18 protein-coding genes and 1 pseudogene are annotated in these 16,032 nt (G+C 64.2%); 10 read left to right on the plus strand and 9 right to left on the minus strand.

Going from position 1 to position 16,032, the window contains the following annotated elements; genetic code table 11:
• Positions 1–10: 10 nt before the first annotated feature.
• Positions 11–643, plus strand: a complete 633-nt coding sequence (locus F6B93_RS19725) for a class I SAM-dependent methyltransferase (RefSeq protein WP_211696581.1) — start codon at positions 11–13, stop codon at positions 641–643.
• 24 nt (positions 644–667) lie between these two features.
• Here the strand turns inward: F6B93_RS19725 and F6B93_RS19730 are convergent, their stop codons facing one another.
• Positions 668–973 carry a putative quinol monooxygenase gene (locus tag F6B93_RS19730; RefSeq protein WP_211699624.1) on the minus strand — a complete coding sequence of 102 codons (306 nt, stop codon included), beginning with the start codon at positions 971–973 and terminating at the stop codon, positions 668–670.
• Between the two features lie 84 nt (positions 974–1,057).
• Here F6B93_RS19730 and F6B93_RS19735 point away from each other — a divergent pair.
• The 6 genes and pseudogenes from F6B93_RS19735 to F6B93_RS19760 form a co-directional block, all read left to right on the plus strand.
• Positions 1,058–1,192, plus strand: a pseudogene (locus F6B93_RS19735) (Rv0792c family HTH-type transcriptional regulator); the annotation flags it as partial.
• Between the two features lie 97 nt (positions 1,193–1,289).
• On the plus strand, positions 1,290–1,757 hold the full coding sequence (locus tag F6B93_RS19740; protein ID WP_211699625.1) for a cupin domain-containing protein: 468 nt from the start codon (positions 1,290–1,292) through the stop codon (positions 1,755–1,757).
• Positions 1,758–2,234: 477 nt separating this feature from the next.
• A complete protein-coding gene (locus F6B93_RS19745; RefSeq protein ID WP_211696582.1) occupies positions 2,235–2,822 on the plus strand; it encodes a beta-ketoacyl synthase N-terminal-like domain-containing protein in 588 nt (195 codons plus the stop codon).
• 183 nt (positions 2,823–3,005) lie between these two features.
• Positions 3,006–3,833, plus strand: coding sequence for an Rv0792c family HTH-type transcriptional regulator (locus tag F6B93_RS19750; RefSeq protein WP_211696583.1), 828 nt, complete (start codon positions 3,006–3,008; stop codon positions 3,831–3,833).
• Positions 3,834–3,835: 2 nt separating this feature from the next.
• On the plus strand, positions 3,836–4,867 hold the full coding sequence (locus F6B93_RS19755) for a TIGR03619 family F420-dependent LLM class oxidoreductase (RefSeq protein ID WP_211699626.1): 1,032 nt from the start codon (positions 3,836–3,838) through the stop codon (positions 4,865–4,867).
• A complete protein-coding gene (locus F6B93_RS19760) occupies positions 4,851–5,585 on the plus strand; it encodes a transglutaminase-like domain-containing protein (protein WP_211696584.1) in 735 nt (244 codons plus the stop codon). Before F6B93_RS19755 ends, F6B93_RS19760 begins: the two co-directional genes overlap by 17 nt.
• Before the next feature lie 37 nt (positions 5,586–5,622).
• Here the strand turns inward: F6B93_RS19760 and F6B93_RS19765 are convergent, their stop codons facing one another.
• Positions 5,623–6,411, minus strand: coding sequence for an isocitrate lyase/PEP mutase family protein (locus F6B93_RS19765; protein WP_211696585.1), 789 nt, complete (start codon positions 6,409–6,411; stop codon positions 5,623–5,625).
• Positions 6,412–6,504: 93 nt separating this feature from the next.
• Here F6B93_RS19765 and F6B93_RS19770 point away from each other — a divergent pair, with 93 nt between their 5' ends.
• The gene (locus F6B93_RS19770) at positions 6,505–6,984 is read left to right on the plus strand and encodes a hypothetical protein (RefSeq protein ID WP_211696586.1); all 480 of its coding nucleotides are present in this window, start codon (positions 6,505–6,507) and stop codon (positions 6,982–6,984) included.
• 29 nt (positions 6,985–7,013) lie between these two features.
• Here the strand turns inward: F6B93_RS19770 and purQ are convergent, their stop codons facing one another.
• From purQ to F6B93_RS19790, 4 genes are all read right to left on the minus strand, one after another.
• Positions 7,014–7,688: a phosphoribosylformylglycinamidine synthase subunit PurQ gene (gene purQ, locus F6B93_RS19775; RefSeq protein WP_211696587.1), complete on the minus strand. Its 675-nt coding sequence runs from the start codon at positions 7,686–7,688 to the stop codon at positions 7,014–7,016.
• Complete coding sequence (purS, locus tag F6B93_RS19780; RefSeq protein ID WP_211696588.1) at positions 7,685–7,924, minus strand: phosphoribosylformylglycinamidine synthase subunit PurS; 240 nt, start codon at positions 7,922–7,924, stop codon at positions 7,685–7,687. The genes purQ and purS overlap by 4 nt, the downstream gene beginning before the upstream one ends.
• 162 nt (positions 7,925–8,086) lie before the next feature.
• The gene (folE, locus tag F6B93_RS19785; protein ID WP_211696589.1) at positions 8,087–8,695 is read right to left on the minus strand and encodes a GTP cyclohydrolase I FolE; all 609 of its coding nucleotides are present in this window, start codon (positions 8,693–8,695) and stop codon (positions 8,087–8,089) included.
• Positions 8,696–8,929: 234 nt separating this feature from the next.
• The gene (locus tag F6B93_RS19790; protein WP_211696590.1) at positions 8,930–9,658 is read right to left on the minus strand and encodes an ATPase; all 729 of its coding nucleotides are present in this window, start codon (positions 9,656–9,658) and stop codon (positions 8,930–8,932) included.
• Here F6B93_RS19790 and F6B93_RS19795 point away from each other — a divergent pair.
• Positions 9,635–10,273, plus strand: coding sequence for an MBL fold metallo-hydrolase (locus tag F6B93_RS19795; protein WP_211696591.1), 639 nt, complete (start codon positions 9,635–9,637; stop codon positions 10,271–10,273). The two genes, F6B93_RS19790 and F6B93_RS19795, sit on opposite strands and share 24 nt — an antisense overlap.
• Before the next feature lie 113 nt (positions 10,274–10,386).
• Here the strand turns inward: F6B93_RS19795 and F6B93_RS19800 are convergent, their stop codons facing one another.
• Positions 10,387–11,091 (minus strand): DUF2334 domain-containing protein, encoded by a 705-nt coding sequence (locus F6B93_RS19800; protein WP_211696592.1) that lies wholly within the window; start codon positions 11,089–11,091, stop codon positions 10,387–10,389.
• A gap of 220 nt (positions 11,092–11,311) precedes the next feature.
• Here F6B93_RS19800 and F6B93_RS19805 point away from each other — a divergent pair, with 220 nt between their 5' ends.
• A complete protein-coding gene (locus F6B93_RS19805; RefSeq protein WP_211699627.1) occupies positions 11,312–12,877 on the plus strand; it encodes a DHA2 family efflux MFS transporter permease subunit in 1,566 nt (521 codons plus the stop codon).
• Positions 12,878–12,913: 36 nt separating this feature from the next.
• On the opposite strand, the gene F6B93_RS19810 is transcribed toward F6B93_RS19805, so the two are convergent.
• Together F6B93_RS19810 and F6B93_RS19815 are read right to left on the minus strand one after the other, a co-directional pair.
• Positions 12,914–15,076 carry a S9 family peptidase gene (locus F6B93_RS19810; protein WP_425518473.1) on the minus strand — a complete coding sequence of 721 codons (2,163 nt, stop codon included), beginning with the start codon at positions 15,074–15,076 and terminating at the stop codon, positions 12,914–12,916.
• A gap of 11 nt (positions 15,077–15,087) precedes the next feature.
• Positions 15,088–15,981, minus strand: coding sequence for a phosphoribosylaminoimidazolesuccinocarboxamide synthase (locus tag F6B93_RS19815; RefSeq protein WP_211696594.1), 894 nt, complete (start codon positions 15,979–15,981; stop codon positions 15,088–15,090).
• Positions 15,982–16,032: the final 51 nt, after the last annotated feature.

Raw genomic sequence — 16,032 nt, forward strand, 5'->3', positions numbered from 1 at the left:
CATCCCTGTCATGACAGGTCCGGCGGATTCCTCCGAAACTCTCGCCGCACAGTGGGACCAGCGCTACACCGAAGTGATGCCGAAAGTTCCCAGCATCGACCCCAATGCCGTTTTGATCGACGAGGCAAGCGATCTGGAACCGGGCAAGGCGCTCGATATCGGTTGCGGCATAGGCGCTGAAGCAATCTGGCTTGCCGCTCACGGCTGGGACGTGACGGCGCTCGACGTATCGCACGTCGCACTCGACCGTGCCGCACGAGAAGGCCGACGCGCCGCAGTCCAGGTGAACTGGGTGCACGCGCGACTGCAGGACGCTCGGCTGCCCGTCGGCGGCTTCACTCTGGTCACCGCGTTCTACCCGGCCCTGCGTCATTCGCCGCAGAACCACGCCGGCAAGGCCCTTCTGGGGTCGGTCGCCGCCGGAGGAACGCTCCTCGTGGTGCACCATGCCGACGTCGACGTGGAGGCGGCGAAGTCGTACGGTTTTGACCCCGCTGACTACCTCAGCCATGACGACGTTGCGGCAATGCTGGGTGACGGGTGGGCCGTACGCGTCGACCGTCGACGGCCCCGCGATACGCCGGCCGGCGCCGAACTTCAGCACACGCACGACGACGTCTTGGTCGCCCGACGTCTTCGTTGACCGACGTAGCCGCCCAGGCGCCGTCTAGACGGAAGCCTCGTTGAGCGGGGCGAGCACCGTCACGTCGACCGGCCAGGTCAGCAAGCCGGCCAACCGTTCCCGGTAGGTCCGGTAGTGCGCCGAGTCGAGGTGTTCGTCGAGCGCGGCGCGGCTGGAGTATCGCTCAAGCAGCACTAGTTCGCCGCTGTCGGGGTCTTCATAGAGGTCGTAGGCACGGCACCCCGCTTCGGCCCGGGTTGAGGTGGTCATGCCCTCCAACAGATTCCGGACGGCGTCCCAGGATGCGGGACGGGGCATGAATCGGGCAATGACTGCGATCGAGGACGACAGCGAGGACGACATGGTGGACCTTTCTCCGCGACGGTGAGACCGCCGACGTTGACGATCTTGTCATAAGACGTTTTAATACGTTATATGACAAGGTTCAAGTTCGGCCTGGATGCGGCCGATCTGCGCAGATCGCGCGGTAGCGTGCCCGCGGGCACCCAGCTCGCCGAGGCACTGAAGGCAGAGATCATCCGGCAGCGGGTGCCGCGGGGCGCGCGCATGCGGCGGCCCGCGGCGACGGCGGCACGTGCTTAGGCTGGTCACTATGGATCGGCGCGACGGCTCCAGCGTGGCCGGCAGCGGACGGAAGGAGGACACTATGGGCACCTCGGATGGGTTCCACCCCGATCTCGCAGCTGACTTCGACGAAACGGCCAGGGAATTGACCCGCAGCCGGGTACATCACGTCAAAGCGGCCGACATCAGCTCCGACACCGCACAATCGGAAGGAATGCGGCGCTTCGCCGCACTAACCGGACGTTCGGTCGGTTCGCAGAAGCTGTGGATGGGCGAGACCGCGGTCTCCCCGAACACCTTGTCAGCCAACCACCATCACGGCGAGTCAGAGACCGCAATCTATGTGCGCAGCGGGCATCCGGAGTTCGTCTTCCATGACGGCGTGGCCGAGGTGCGCATCTCCGCCGCCCCCGGCGACTACATCTTCGTCCCGCCGTATCTGCCGCACCGTGAAGAAAACCCCGATCCGCACACACCTGCGGAGGTCGTCATCGCACGCAGCACCCAGGAGGCCATCGTGGTCAACCTGCCGGAGCTCTATCCCCTATAGATCGCGGCCAGGGACGATGCACGTGCGCTACCACGGGCGGGGCATGCTTCGACGAGCGGCGTGGCCCTGCGCCTAAGGCTCTGCCCGTTCACAGAGTGCCGGCGCGCTGGCCAGCAAGTCTGGACTCGGGAATCGCGGCCCCAGCACATCCGCGGCGGACAGCCGCGCGTCGACGCCGCCCCCGTCAGTGTCGCGGACACTGTTGGGACATAAACAGACATATGGCCTAAAAATACCTATACGGACACATAAAGACATATGTCCTATAAAGACCCCTGCGGACATATAAAGACATATGTCCTACATGCACCTATAACGACATAAAAGGACATAACAAGCCCGGACCTCCCCGCCGAAGTAAAGCCTCTCGGTTTTGTTGGAGCAATATCGGGGGTCGACGCTCTCAACGGATGAAGAATTGCAGTGCAATGTATTACCTTGCGAACCACCCAATCTGTTCGAAAGGCGTCGATGCCCATGTCCGATGTGGCTGTTGCGGGAATGTCGTGCCGCTTCCCCAGGGCGGCCGGGCCCGCCGGTTTGTGGACCCTTCTAGGCGACGGCGTCGATGCCGTCGGCCCCATGCCTGCCAGCCGATTGCCCGGCAACCACCAGCCGTTACGGCCACCGGGCGCGGCCGACGACAGCCAAGCCCACGGCGATGCCGGGTATCTGGACGATATTTCTGAGTTTAATGCTTCCTTTTTCAACATCTCGCCCCGCGAAGCCAAACTTACCGATCCACGGCAGCGGCTGGCCCGGGAACTCGCCTGGGAGCTATTTCACGGTGCCCATATAATTCCGGCCGTTGCGAGTGAGCGTCGTATCGGCGTCTTCATCGGCGCAATGAACGATAGCTATGGATTACCCCTTCAGCGTGACCTCGACAATCTCCGTGAACGTCATCGCTTCACGGGAGTAGCTCGATCAATAATTGCTAACCGCGTGTCCCGGTTCATGAATTTCGGCGGGAGCTTGGTCTGGCCTATGTGGGGTGGTCGTTGGTTTCTCGGTCAGAACTTGGTTATCGCGGTGTGGTGGTGGGTCAGACGCGTGAGGAGTTGAGGAGTTGTTGGCAGGGATAGCTGATGCGGCCGCGGGCCGTGTTGGCGTTAGTTCGGGGACAGCAAGGACGACAGTGAGGACGACAGTGAGGACGACAGTGAGGACGACATGGTGAACCTTTCTCCGCGACGGCAAGACGGCCGACGTTTGACGAACTTGTCATAAGACGTTTTAATACGTTATATGACAAGGTTCAAGTTCGACCTGGATGCGGCCGATCTGCGCATATCGCGCGGTAGCGTGCCCGCGAGCACCCAGCTCGCCGAGGCACTGAAGGCACAGATCATCCAGCAGCGGGTGCCGCGCGGTGGGCGCCTGCCCACCGAGCGGGAGCTGATGGATCGCTCCGGCTTGAGCCGCGTCACCGTGCGGGCGGCAGTGGGTCTGCTGGAAAGTCAGGGGTGGGTGGTGCGCCGGCAGGGTCTGGGCACCTTCGTCGCGGATCCGATGAAACAGGAGCTCACCTCCGGTGTGCGCACCATCACCGAGGTCATGCTGAGTTCGGGCCTGCGACCTCAGGTGGATGTGCTATCTGTCGACACCGGTTTCGCACCACGCCGGATCTCCGAGACCATGGGTCTATCGGAAGTGCTCCGCCTTCGGCGGCGTTTCCGCGCTGGTGACGAGCCCGTCGCGCTGGTCACCGCGTACCTACCACCGGGATTGGAGCAAGCTGTCAAACCGCTGCTGGCCGACGACCCGGATGCGGGGACCACATACGCGACCGAAACCACGTACACGATGTGGGAACAGCGACTGGCCGTGCAGATCGACCGTGCCACCCACGACATCCACGCGGCCAGCGCGAACCCCGAGGTCGCGGAAGCGTTGGACCTGGCGGAGGGCGCGCCCGTCTTGGTCCTTGAGCGAACCAGCTACAGCAAGGACGACAAAGCGCTGGAGGTGTTGGTGTTCCACTACCGACCGGAAAGGTACCACTTCTCCGTCACGCTACCGCGCACCATGTCAGGCGCGGCTGCGGGAATTGTCGAAAAGCCAGAATTGCCATGAACATTCCCGCGTCGAACGTCCCGCACGTGGGGCTTATCCTGGCGCTTACGGTCAACGGCCTCGCGGTCAGCAACTACCCCGACATGGTCGCTGTCGCCCAGACAGCCGAGCACTACGGGTTTGACTCCATCTGGTCATGCGACCACTTCCTCACGGTCAGTCCCGATGACTACGTCGCGGACGCCGGCATTGCCGGCGAAGCCGGTCGGGAAGGCCGGAGCGCACGCCCGAGATCGCTGCCCCTGCTCGAAGGCTGGACAGCACTGACCGCGCTGGCCCGCGACACCACCACCCTGCGTCTGGGCACCAGTGTGCTGTGCAACTCCTACCGCCACCCTGCGGTGCTAGCAAAGATGGCGGCCACTCTGGACGTCATTTCGCAAGGACGTCTCGACCTTGGATTGGGGGCGGGTTGGTTTCGGCGAGAGTTCGAGGCGTACGGGATTCCGTTCCCGCCGGTAGGCGATCGAGTCTCCGCTCTTGCGGAGTCACTAGAAGTCATCCGGACCGTGTGGACCGACGAGAACCCCACGTATGCCGGTCGCTTCTACACTCTCGATGGCGCAATCTGCGACCCGCCTCCGGCGCAGCGCCCACATCCACCGCTCTGGGTCGGCGGCGAAGGAGACCGAGTCCAGCGCATCGCGGCAAAGTTCGCCCAAGGTCTCAACGTGCGGTGGTCGTCACCGCAACAAATAGCCGACCGGCGGAGTTTCCTCGCCCGAGCCTGCGAGTCCGCCGGACGTGACCCGCGGGATCTGCGGTTGTCGGTGACGCTGCTGCTGGCACCGACACAGTCGGCCAACGATGAGAGCCGAATTCGCGCCGAATTCGCATCCCTTCCCGAGTCCGGACTCGTTATCGGACCGCCAGACAAGTGTGTGGAGGCGATCCGCGCGTACCAAGAGCGCGGTGTCGATCATTTCCTGTTCGCGATTCCGCACGTCGCAAAGTCCGACTCCCTCCACGTTGTCGGGCAGGACATTATCCCGTTGATCAAAACGGAGGCGATAACTCATGACGGTCACCACTAGCAACGGCCACGATCGATTTCTGGGTCCTACCGAGTATCTCGACTCTGACCACCCCCTGGTTCGCGCGACGGCAGAAAGCCTGGTGTCGGGCTGCGCAACGGACATCGAACGGGTCGGTCGAATTTACGACTACGTGCGCGACCTGCCCTACGACGTCTTGGCGTCATTTCGCTATCTCGCACACGGACATGATCGCGCCAGCGACGTGATCGGGCACGGAGTCGCGTTTTGTATGGGCAAGGCGAGCTCGTTTGTCGCCCTGTGCCGAGCTGTCGGCGTCCCCGCCCGCATTGCCTTCCAGACACTGCAGTCCGATGACAAGGAGTTTCTCTCTCCCGAGGTGCGCGCCCTCTGGGGTGGTGGTGCGGGCGGGCTCGCACGACCTTTTCCGTGGCATTCCCTGGGCGAGGCCTATCTCGGCCAGCGATGGGTCAAGCTCGACGCCACGATCGACACAGCGACGGCCACCCGCCTCGGCAAGCCATACCGACAGGAATTCGACGGCGTCACCCCGATCCAGACAGTGGAGGGCCCCATCCTGCGCGAAAACGGCAGCTACGCCGACTACCCCGCCGAGGTCGCGCAATGGTATGGGCGAATCGCCCAGTCCGTGCTGAAAGCTTTGTCATCGGAAGAGATTCGCGCCCAGGTCGCCGGCGATGACGAGCTGTGGGCTGGTCCCCCGCTCGAATGGGTGGCACGCAAGTCGGTTCTCTGATGCCCTCCGCTACCCGCCGTGGACGGGGGCGATCCGATCACCCGGTGGGTAACCCACGTTCGAACTCGACCAGTCGAGCCTGCATCGACGGATAGGCAGCCGCCGCGGGCGGACTGTCGCCATTGCGGATGCGTTCGGCGACCTCGAGCGCGGCATGAATGGCGGCCCGATACGGCAGCGACCCCGTGCTGATCCGGCGCACCCCCAGCTCCCCGAGCTGAGCAAGGCTGAGCTGCGGTATCGCCAGCACATTGAGCGGTACCGGAATGTTCTCGGCGAACTGACGCAGATCGGAAGGACTGGTCGCTCCCGGCACAAAAATTCCGTCGGCGCCGGCGGCAACATAGGCGGTCGCGCGTTCCAGCGTGGCCGCTACCGTCGCATCCTGGTCGAGCCAGTAGGTGTCCACCCTGGCGTTGACGAAGACGGCCGGACAGCGCTGCTTGATCGCGGCGACCTTAGCCGCAAGATCCTGCGGATTGACGAGTTCCTCATCGGTGCTGTCCTCGATGTTGATACCAGCCACACCGAGGTCGGCACCGAGGTGGTCCACGTGCGCGGCCACCACGTCCGGGTCTTTGTCGTAGCCGTCTTCCATGTCGACTGTCAGGTAGACCGGCAGGTTGGAAAGCCGACGCGCCAGGTCGACGGTCAGACTCTTGCTCGCCCGCCCGCCGTCCGGGTGTCCGGAACTGGCGGCGAGCCCAAAGCTGGTAGTGCCAATCGCCTGGTAGCCGGCATCGCAGAAGGCGAGTGCGGAGGGCACGTCCCATGCATTCGGCAGCAGCAGTGGTTCGCCGGCGTAGTGCAGATCACGGAAGCTCATGAGCCCTTGTTCTCAGCCAATTCTCAACAGATTCTTTGCAAGTCATATACCTCGTCCAACGCTGCGCCCAGGCCACGGCCTCAATATAAGTCTATGACTAGGTCTTTGGGGGACCCGCTCAGCACGAGCCTCATCGAGGGATACCTGCGCACCCGCGGTCGACGCTATTTCCGCGGCCAACACGATGGCGAATTCTTCTTTGTCGCCAACGCCCACCCGTGGCGTCTGCACGTCCATCTGGAGATCTGTCCGGCTCAGCCCGACGTGCTCACGATTCGGGTTGCTCCCCCGTGTTTCTTCCCCGCCAGTGACGAGGCCCGGTTGGCCGAGCTCGCCGACACGTCCAACGGCGAGCATCCCGAGGTCGCCGTGGTTGTGCACGGGTCGTCCGACCCGAGCCGCATCGGCGTTACCGTGCAGCAGTCCCGGCGGTTCGGGGATCCGGTCCGGCGCGATGATCTGGCAGCCTTCATCGACCGCAGCATCGCGGCCGCGATCGATTTCTTCGGTGAGTTGGGGCCGATTGTGCAATCGCCGTCGACGGCACCGCCGTTGCTACGCGACGCCGGGTGAGGTTCTCCGAGCCGACGAAGCGGTCGCCATCAGGCGACCAGAACGGCGTCCAGCGCTGAATAGAACAGGCCCAGCCCGTCGTCGGACGGACCGGTCAACCCGTCGATGGCGTGTTCGGGGTGCGGCATCAGCCCGACGACGCGACCGTTGGCCGAGCTGATGCCGGCGATATCACGCTGCGAACCGTTGATGTTGTCGTGATAGCGGAACACCACCCGGCCGTCGGCCTCCAACTCATCCAATGTCCGTTCCGGTGCCACGTATCGGCCCTCGCCGGACTTCAGCGGCACCAGCAGATCCGCATCCACCTCGAACCGTGATGTCCACGACGTCGAGGTCGACGCGACACGCAGCCACATGTCGCGGCAGATGAAGTGCAGTCCCACATTTCGGGTCAGCGCACCGGGCAGCAGCCCGGCTTCGCACAGCACCTGAAATCCGTTGCAAATACCCAATACCGGAGTCCCTCGGTTCGCCGCGCCGACCACTTCTTTCATGACCGGCGCGAATCTGGCTATCGCGCCCGCCCGCAGGTAGTCACCGTAGGAAAAGCCGCCGGGCACCACGATGGCGTCGACCCCCTTGAGGTCGGCGTCGGCGTGCCACAGGTCGACGACCTCGGCGCCCACCCGCCGGGCCGCGCGTGCGGCGTCCACATCGTCGAGTGTGCCCGGAAACGTGATGACACCGATCCGCGCCGTCACTGCGAGTCCCGGGTAATTGTCCAGTCCTCGATCACGGTGTTGGCCAGCAGCGATTCTGCAATCTCGGCGAGCGCGGAGTCATCGACTGTATCTGCGACCTCAAGTTCAAACCTCTTGCCCTGACGGACATCTGAGATCCCGGGATGGCCGAGCCGGCCTAGTGCGCCGACAATAGCCTGGCCCTGCGGGTCCAGAATCTCCGCTTTGGGCATCACATGCACCACCACCCGGGCCACCGGCATTCCTCCTCAGATCCGACCGCTCCGCCCGGCGACGACGCGCGCCGCTTCGGCGCGACGAGGGAGCCAGGCACAGGTTCCGCGCCAACTCTACCGGCGATACCGGCGCTATCAGCTCACGGGCACGAGCCGAGGCAAGCCTGGACGGGAGTGTCGAATTCACTTACGAAGAATCAGGTTGAGCGCTTCGGCTCGAGACGCGGCGTTGGTCTTGAACTGACCTCGCACCGCAGATGTCGTGGTCACCGCGCCGGGCTTGCGGACCCCGCGCATCGCCATGCACAGGTGTTCGGCCTCGATGACGACGATCACGCCCTGCGGATCGAGTTTGTTCATCAGCGCATCGGCGATCTGGTTGGTGAGCCGCTCCTGCACCTGGGGCCGCTTGGCGTAGAGGTCGACCAGCCGCGCGATCTTCGACAGGCCGGTCACCCTGCCGTCGTCACCCGGGATATAGCCGACATGTGCCACGCCGTGAAACGACACGAGGTGGTGCTCGCAGGTGGAGTACATCGGAATCGCCTTCACCAACACCAATTCGTCGTGTTCCTCGTCGAACATGGTGTTCAAGACGGACTCGGGTTCGGTGTGCAGCCCAGCGAACATCTCGCGGTACGCGCGCGCCACGCGGGCGGGGGTGCCGGCCAGCCCGGGACGATCTGGATCTTCGCCGATCGCCCACAGCAACTCACGGATGACGTCCTGGACCCGTTCCTGGTCGAACGCTCGCACCCGCGGATGCGCGGTGCGGACATGCGGCTCCCGCATCGAATCCTCCGTTCCTCAGCAGCGAGTTGGGTGGGGCCGAGCGGCTCATGGCGTCGTCCTGCCGGTCCGGGCATCATCGGCCGCTGGTGTGCTCGATCGTAGCCATTGCGCTGGGAATATGTATGGACGGTATCCGCGCGCGGGTGGCAAAGCACTGGTGCCCAGGCTCAAATATTGTGCCCCGAGGGCAGTTTGACTGCCGCCCGCTCTAGCGCAGGCAGGTGCCGCGCCAGGTCACGGGCACGAGCCGAGGTAGGCCTCGCACAATGGGGCGAGCATGGAGTCCAGCACTTCGGCGTCGGAGATCACCGGCCAGGGCACCTGCGGCGGCCCCGACGTCCACAAGGTGAGTTCGCTGATCGTGCTGCTCCACGTGTGCGCAACCAAGTAGGTGCGCATGATGACCGGTCCACTGATCACCGCGGCCATCCGCGTTGGTTCGTCCTCGGTAACCGATGGTGATTGCAGCGGCGCCCCCAGCTGGCAGGCACGCAGCGCAGTGACGGCAGCGCCGAACACCGAGGCCGCGATCGCCCCACCTTGCGCCGTGTCCCCCCGCCAATGCAGCACTTGAGCCTGCAATTGCCACTGACCCTCGGGGTGCACCACCGTCACCCGACCCGCGACCGCGGAGTTGCGGCTGTCCTGCGGGAACCTCGGCGTGCCGCACACCGGCTCAAATCGGAAGCGCGGTGTCGTCCCGGTCATCGCGACCGCGTTACCGGCCAATGCTGGCCAGCGGTAGTGCGCGTCCAGAGGCACCTCCCGGGCGCTGATCCACGCCGTCGCCGGGATCCGGTCGCATACCGGCGGGCAAGTCTCTGGCTCCGCTGCGGCGGGCGGCGCCGCACCAACCGCGGTCACGACAGCACCGACGACCAGAATCGTCGCCAGAATCACTCGCATAGGTCCGGCGCCCATCAGGGCACAATCGTAGACATGGAACTGACGCATTTCGGCCATTCCTGCCTCCTCGCCGAGTTCGGCCAGACCCGCATGCTCTTTGATCCGGGAACCTTCGCGCACGGCTTCGAGGGCATCACCGGCCTGTCCGCGATCCTGATCACCCACCAGCACCCCGACCACGTCGACGTCACACGCCTGCCAACACTGCTTGAGGGCAACCCAGGTGCCGCCCTATACGCCGATCCACAGACGGCTGCGCAGTTGGGCGAACCTTGCCGGGCGGTGCGGGTCGGTGACGAGTTGACCGTCGGCGACCTCACCATCCGTGCCGTCGGCGGGCGCCACGCGGTGATCCATCCGGAAATCCCTGTAATAGAGAACATCTCGTACCTCGTTGGTGACAACACTCACCCCGCCCGGTTGATGCATCCCGGTGATGCGTTGTTCGTTCCTGATGAGCCCGTCGACGTGTTGGCCACTCCCGCCGCGGCGCCATGGATGAAAATCTCCGAAGCCGTCGAATACCTACGGGCGGTGGCACCGGCCCGGGCGATACCCATCCACCAAGCGATCATCGCCCCCGATGCGAGGGGAATCTACTATGGTCGACTCGCCGAGATGAGCGACGCCGACTTCCACGTGTTGCCCGAAGAAAACGCGGTCACGTTCTAGCGCTCGGTCCTATCTCCGGTCATGCGCTCCGCGATACGAGGCGGAGCGACATTCGCTGTCGGTGATCACTTTTCGTCAGCGGGAGGTGGTGAAGAAGGCTGGCGGATGCGGCCCTATGCGGCGTCGAGAACCGCCTTGTCGGCACTCCAGCGGTAGACCATGGGCGTGCAACCGTGCAGCATCGCCAGGTCGATGGCGTCCAGCGTCGCCTGCAGCGGGCCAGGCTTGCGTAACTGACGACCGGCAACCGCGATGCGGACGACACCGCCGCGCCGGGCGATACGCTCGGCGGACATCACCACCATCCGGCACCACCACGGTTCGGTCAAGAAGCCTTCGCCGATGCCGAGAACCCGGGCGCGCACTGTGGACTTTCGCACCAGGTCGGTGACCCCGTGAAAATCAGCGAGCAGTCGAAATCCATTTCCTGGCAAGGCTTTGACGACTCCGGGAGACACCAGCCAACCGGGCGCCGCGAACAGCCGGGTGCGCAGCCCGAGGTGCTCGAGCACTCGGTCGGCGGCCGTGAGCCGCAGATTGGCCTCGTGGGCGTGCAGCGTCGCGAACTCACCGCGACGCTTCTTGGTGGCTGCTTCGTCGTAGCCGTGCATCACCAGAGCGTCGCCGCCGGCGCGTCGCTCGCTGAGCCACTCGACGGTGTGCGGGTCGCGGTCCAGCCGGTAATCGCCACTGAGCCGGGGGGCCACCAGCAACGACACCGGCACCGAGCGGGCATCCATTTGCGCGCAGAATGCGTCGACATCGGCCAGGGTCCGCTCCCCTATCCCCGAGACCGAGACGATCAGTTTTCCAGACACACTTGTAGTTTCCCGATCCCAGGTGTCGTGATAGTGAAGAACACGCAGACAGCAAGCGTATATCGGGTCCCGAACCAGCGGATATCGGCCCTCAGCAGGGCCGTTGCCTGGCATTGGTGGGCGTGTATGCGATGGTTGGCCAGGCGCCATCGAGGCTGCTGGCCACCGGATTTCCCGCGTGAGCGCCGTCCCTGCACCGCCGCTGACGGACGGTATCGATATGCTCAGCAGCGCCATGGATGAGGCGCGTTCCGTACCGGCAGATCCGGCACCCGGCAACATCGATCCGAGGCAGTCGAGCCCCGGAGCACATAGCTACGTCGACCACCTCGACGCCCGGATGTTACGGATCGCCGGGGTTTGCGCTTTGGCCTCGGTGATGACGATCCTCGACACCACGATCGTCACGGTCGCCCAAAACACCTTCATCGTCCAGTTCGGGTCCACCCAGGCCGTCGTCGGGTGGACGATGACGGGCTACTTGCTGGCGATGGCCACCGTCATCCCGATAGCTGGTTGGGCAGCCGACCGATTCGGTACGAAGCGGCTGTGGATGGGCTCCGTCCTGGCGTTCACCCTCGGCTCGGCGCTCTGCGCCGCGGCACCAACCATTCTGCTGCTCATCATATTTCGGGCGGTACAGGGCATTGGCGGCGGCATGGTGATGCCGATCGGGTTTACGATCCTGACTCGCGCGGCAGGCCCCAAGAGATTGGGCCGGCTCATGGGGGTCTTGGGCATCCCGATGCTGCTAGGCCCGATCGGCGGGCCGATCCTGGGCGGTTGGATCATCGATGCCTACGGCTGGAAATGGATCTTCCTGATCAACCTCCCGCTCGGGCTGGCAGCTTTGCTCTTCGCGGCAATCGTGTTCCCCCGGGATTGTCCCGCTCCTTCTGAGAGCTTCGACCTGTTTGGCGTGTTGCTGCTCGTGCCCGGCCTGGCCACCTTCCTGTTCGGGGTGTCAGCCATTCCTGGCCGCGGCACCGCGGCCGATCGCCACGTCCTGGTGCCCGCGATCGTCGGTCTGCTCTTGATCGCCATGTTCGTCCACCATGCGTTGCACCGCGCCGACCACCCGCTGATCGATCTACGCCTGTTCAGCAACGTCGTGGTTACGCAGGCCAATCTCACCTTGCTTGTCTTTGCCATCGCCTTCTTCGGCACCCTGCTGTTGCTCCCGACCTACTTCCAGCAGGTACTGCACCTCACCCCGCTGCAATCCGGGCTGTACTTGATCCCGCATGGCCTGGGCGCGATGGTGACCATGCCCGTCGCGGGTGCCTTCATGGATAGGCGGGGACCGGGCAAGGCCGTCATCCTTGGCATCGCCCTGGTCGCCGCGGGACTAGCCGTCTTCACTGTCGGTGTCTTTGAGCAGGCGCGCTACCTACCGACGTTGCTGGTGGGTCTGGCGACCATGGGGATGGGCACGGGCTGCGCCATGACGCCGCTCTCTGGTACGGCAATGCGGACTCTGCTGCCACACCAGATCGCCCGCGGTTCCACCCTGATCAGCGTCAATCAGCAAGTGGGCGGTTCGATCGGGGCGGCACTGTTGTCGGTGATCCTGACCACCCAGCTGACTCGCAGCGAAAGCATCTCCATCGCCGGGACCGTCGCGTTGTCAGGGGCAACGCCACAGCAGACACTTGATCCAGATCTCGCGAGCATGGTGCTGCAAGACCTTTCACACTCCTACGGGTTGGCGTTCGGAGTGGCGACCGCCCTGACGCTATCGTCCCTCATCCCGGCGACATTTCTACCGAAGACGCCAGCGCCCTGAACCGGATCGTTCCTCCGCAGCGACGCTGGATCTACCTCACGGTGTCGGTCCCGCGTCCACGGCACCGGCTGGGTCGGCGTTCTCGCCGCCGTCCTGGTCGGCATCGGCGGCGGCAAGCAACCAGGCATACTGGAACGCGGTTTCCTTCCACCGCTCGTAGCGACCGCTGATTCCCCCGTGCCCCGCGTGCATCTGGGTTTTCAAGAGGACTGGGTTGCCGTCGGTATTGGCGTGGCGCAATGCAGCAACCCACTTCGCGGGCTCCACATAGTAGACCCTGGTGTCGTTCAGGGACGTCATCGCCAGGATGGCCGGATACCTTTGGGCAGTGACGTTTTCGTATGGTGAATACGATTTCACGTACGTGTACACGTCGCGGTCGCTGAGCGGATTGCCCCATTCGTCCCATTCGGTGACGGTCAACGGCAGCGAGGGATCCAGGATGGTAGTGAGCGGATCGACGAACGGCACCCGTGCAAGGATTCCGGCGAACAGTTCCGGCGCCATGTTGGCGACGGCGCCCATGAGCAGACCGCCCGCGGAGCCTCCCATGGCCACCAGCCGCTGCGGTCGGGTCAGGCCCACGTCGATCAGATGCTTCGCGACGGCGACAAAGTCGGTGAAAGTGTTCTTCTTTTCCAGCATTTTGCCGCGTTCGTACCACAGGCGGCCCATCTCGCCTCCGCCGCGAACATGCGCAACGACGACAACCATCCCGCGATCGAGCAGCGATAGTCGTGGGATGGAAAACCGCGGATCCTCGCAGATCTCGTAGGCACCGTAACCGTAAAGCATTGCTGGAGCTGGGAGTTCGATTCCAGCACGATGCACGATCGAGACCGGGATCCGGGTCCCGTCGTCGCCGTATGCCCAGTCGCGCCGTTCGACGTAGTCCTCGCGCCGGTAGTCGCCCAGTACCGGCTGCTCGCGCAGCAGTGTCCGTTCACCGGTCACCTGGTCGATGTCGTAGATCCGTATCGGAGTAACGAAAGATCCTGCGCCGATTCGTAATTTGGGCGAATTCCAGTTCGGATTCGACCCCAGGCCGGCTGACATCAGCTCCGAGTCGAACGAAATCTCCTCGGGATCTCCGTAGCCGCCGTCGACGTCGACGGGCCACACTTGAACCCGAGGCAACGCTTCACGCCGATAGCTGACCACCAAATGATCCGCAAACGCATCGACCCCGTCGAGCCGGACGTCGGCACGGTGCGGGATCAGGGTGTGTTGGTGCGCCGGATCGTCGACCGGGGCTTCGACCAGCGTGAAGTTGACCGCGTCGTCGTTGTGCAGGATCAGGAACCGGTCCTGGCCACTGACGCCAACGCGGGGGGCGTGCTCCACCGAGTATTCAACCCCGTCACGGCGCGGCAGCACGATGGTGAATTCTGCGGCGGGGTCGGCGGCATCGGCGTAGCGAACTTCAGAAGTGACCGCCGACCCTGCCGCGATCAGTACGTAGGCGTTGCTGCGGGTCCGCCCCACTGCCAACCAGAATCGTTCATCGGGTTCGTGGTAAACCTGCTCGGACGGTCCGCCGGAGCCCAGCTGGTAGCGCCACACGGTGTCGGGGCGCCAGGCCGCGTCCACGGTGGTGTAGTAGACGGTGCGGTTGTCGGCAGCCCAGGTCGCACCTGCACCAATATCGGCGATCTCGTCGGGATATTTCTCGCCAGTACGTAAGTCTCGGAAGCGCAAGGTATATCGTTCGTCACCGACGACGTCGACGGAGTATGCCAAGAGGTTGTCATCGAGGCTGACGCTGGCCGCGCCCAGCGCGAAGTAGTCGTGGCCGTCGGCTTCCTCGTTCTCGTCGAGCAGCAGCTGCTCGCCGGGCACGCGCGTGCTCTCATCGAACTGCGGCGGGTTCCAGTCGTCGGGATCGGCTACCGGGCAGCGACAATGGACGCCGTATTGCTTGCCTTCGAAGGTGCGTGCGTAATACCACCAGCCACCGCGGCGAGTCGGGACCGACAAGTCGGTCTCCTTGGTGCGGGCCTTGATCTCGTCGAAGATGTTTTGTCGCAACGGCTCAAGATGCGCGGTGGTTTGATCCGCGTAGTCGTTCTCGATCTCGAGATGGGCAATAACTTCCGGGCTGTCCTTGTCGCGCAGCCATTCATACGGGTCAACGAAGACGTCACCGTGATGCTCCCGTCGAGTCTCCAATCGCTTGGCGGTGGGCGGTGCGGGTGGCATAGTCGAGTCCGTCATGCGCTCGGGCCGATCCAGTCGCCGAAATTCAGCCCCGAAATCCTCTCGTAGGCTTCGATATAACGATTCCGGGTGGCGGCAATAATGTCTTCTGGAAGCGGCGGTGGCGGCTGGTCACTGCCTCGGTTCCAGCCGGAGTCCGCGCTGGTGAGCCAGTTACGCACGAACTGCTTGTCGAAGCTGGTCTGGACGACGCCGGGCCGATAGTCATCAGCCGGCCAGTACCGCGACGAGTCCGGCGTGAATATTTCGTCGGCCAGCAGCACGTGGCCGGCGCTGTCGGCGCCGAATTCAAACTTGGTGTCAGCGATGATGATTCCTCGGGTCAGGGCGTGGTCGGCGGCCTGAACATAGATCTGCAACGTATGGTCTCGCAGCTGGTGGGCCCGCGCCTCGCCCACCAGCTCGATCACGCGGGCAAGCGATATGTTCTCATCGTGATCGCCCAGCGCGGCTTTCGTGGCCGGGGTGAACAAAGGTTGCTCGAGCTTGCTGGCTTCGACCAGATCCGGCGGCAGCGCGTGACCGCAGAGCATCCCGGTCGCCTGGTAGTCCAGCAATCCCGAGCCGGTCAGGTAGCCACGGGCCACACATTCCACCGGCATCATCTCCAGGCGCCGCACCACCAGCGCGCGGCCGAGCACGTCAGCGGGGATGCGCGGATCATCCGGCGGCCCAGCCAGGTGGTTGGGTACGTCGACCAGGCCGAAGAAGAACACACTCATCGCCGTCAGGATGCGGCCTTTGTCCGGGATCGTGGTGTCGAGGACAAAGTCGTAGGCCGAGATCCGATCGCTGGCGACCAGCAGTAGGTGCTCGGCATCAACCCGGTAGAGCTCACGGACCTTGCCGCTGGCCAGATGCTGGTAGTCGGACAACGCGGGGCGCACCGGGCCAGCCTAGCGGTCAACCCGCCGCCACCATTGTGCTGGGATCAGTGG

Origin of the sequence: Mycobacterium spongiae (assembly GCF_018278905.1) — a bacterium.
GTDB lineage: Bacteria > Actinomycetota > Actinomycetes > Mycobacteriales > Mycobacteriaceae > Mycobacterium > Mycobacterium spongiae.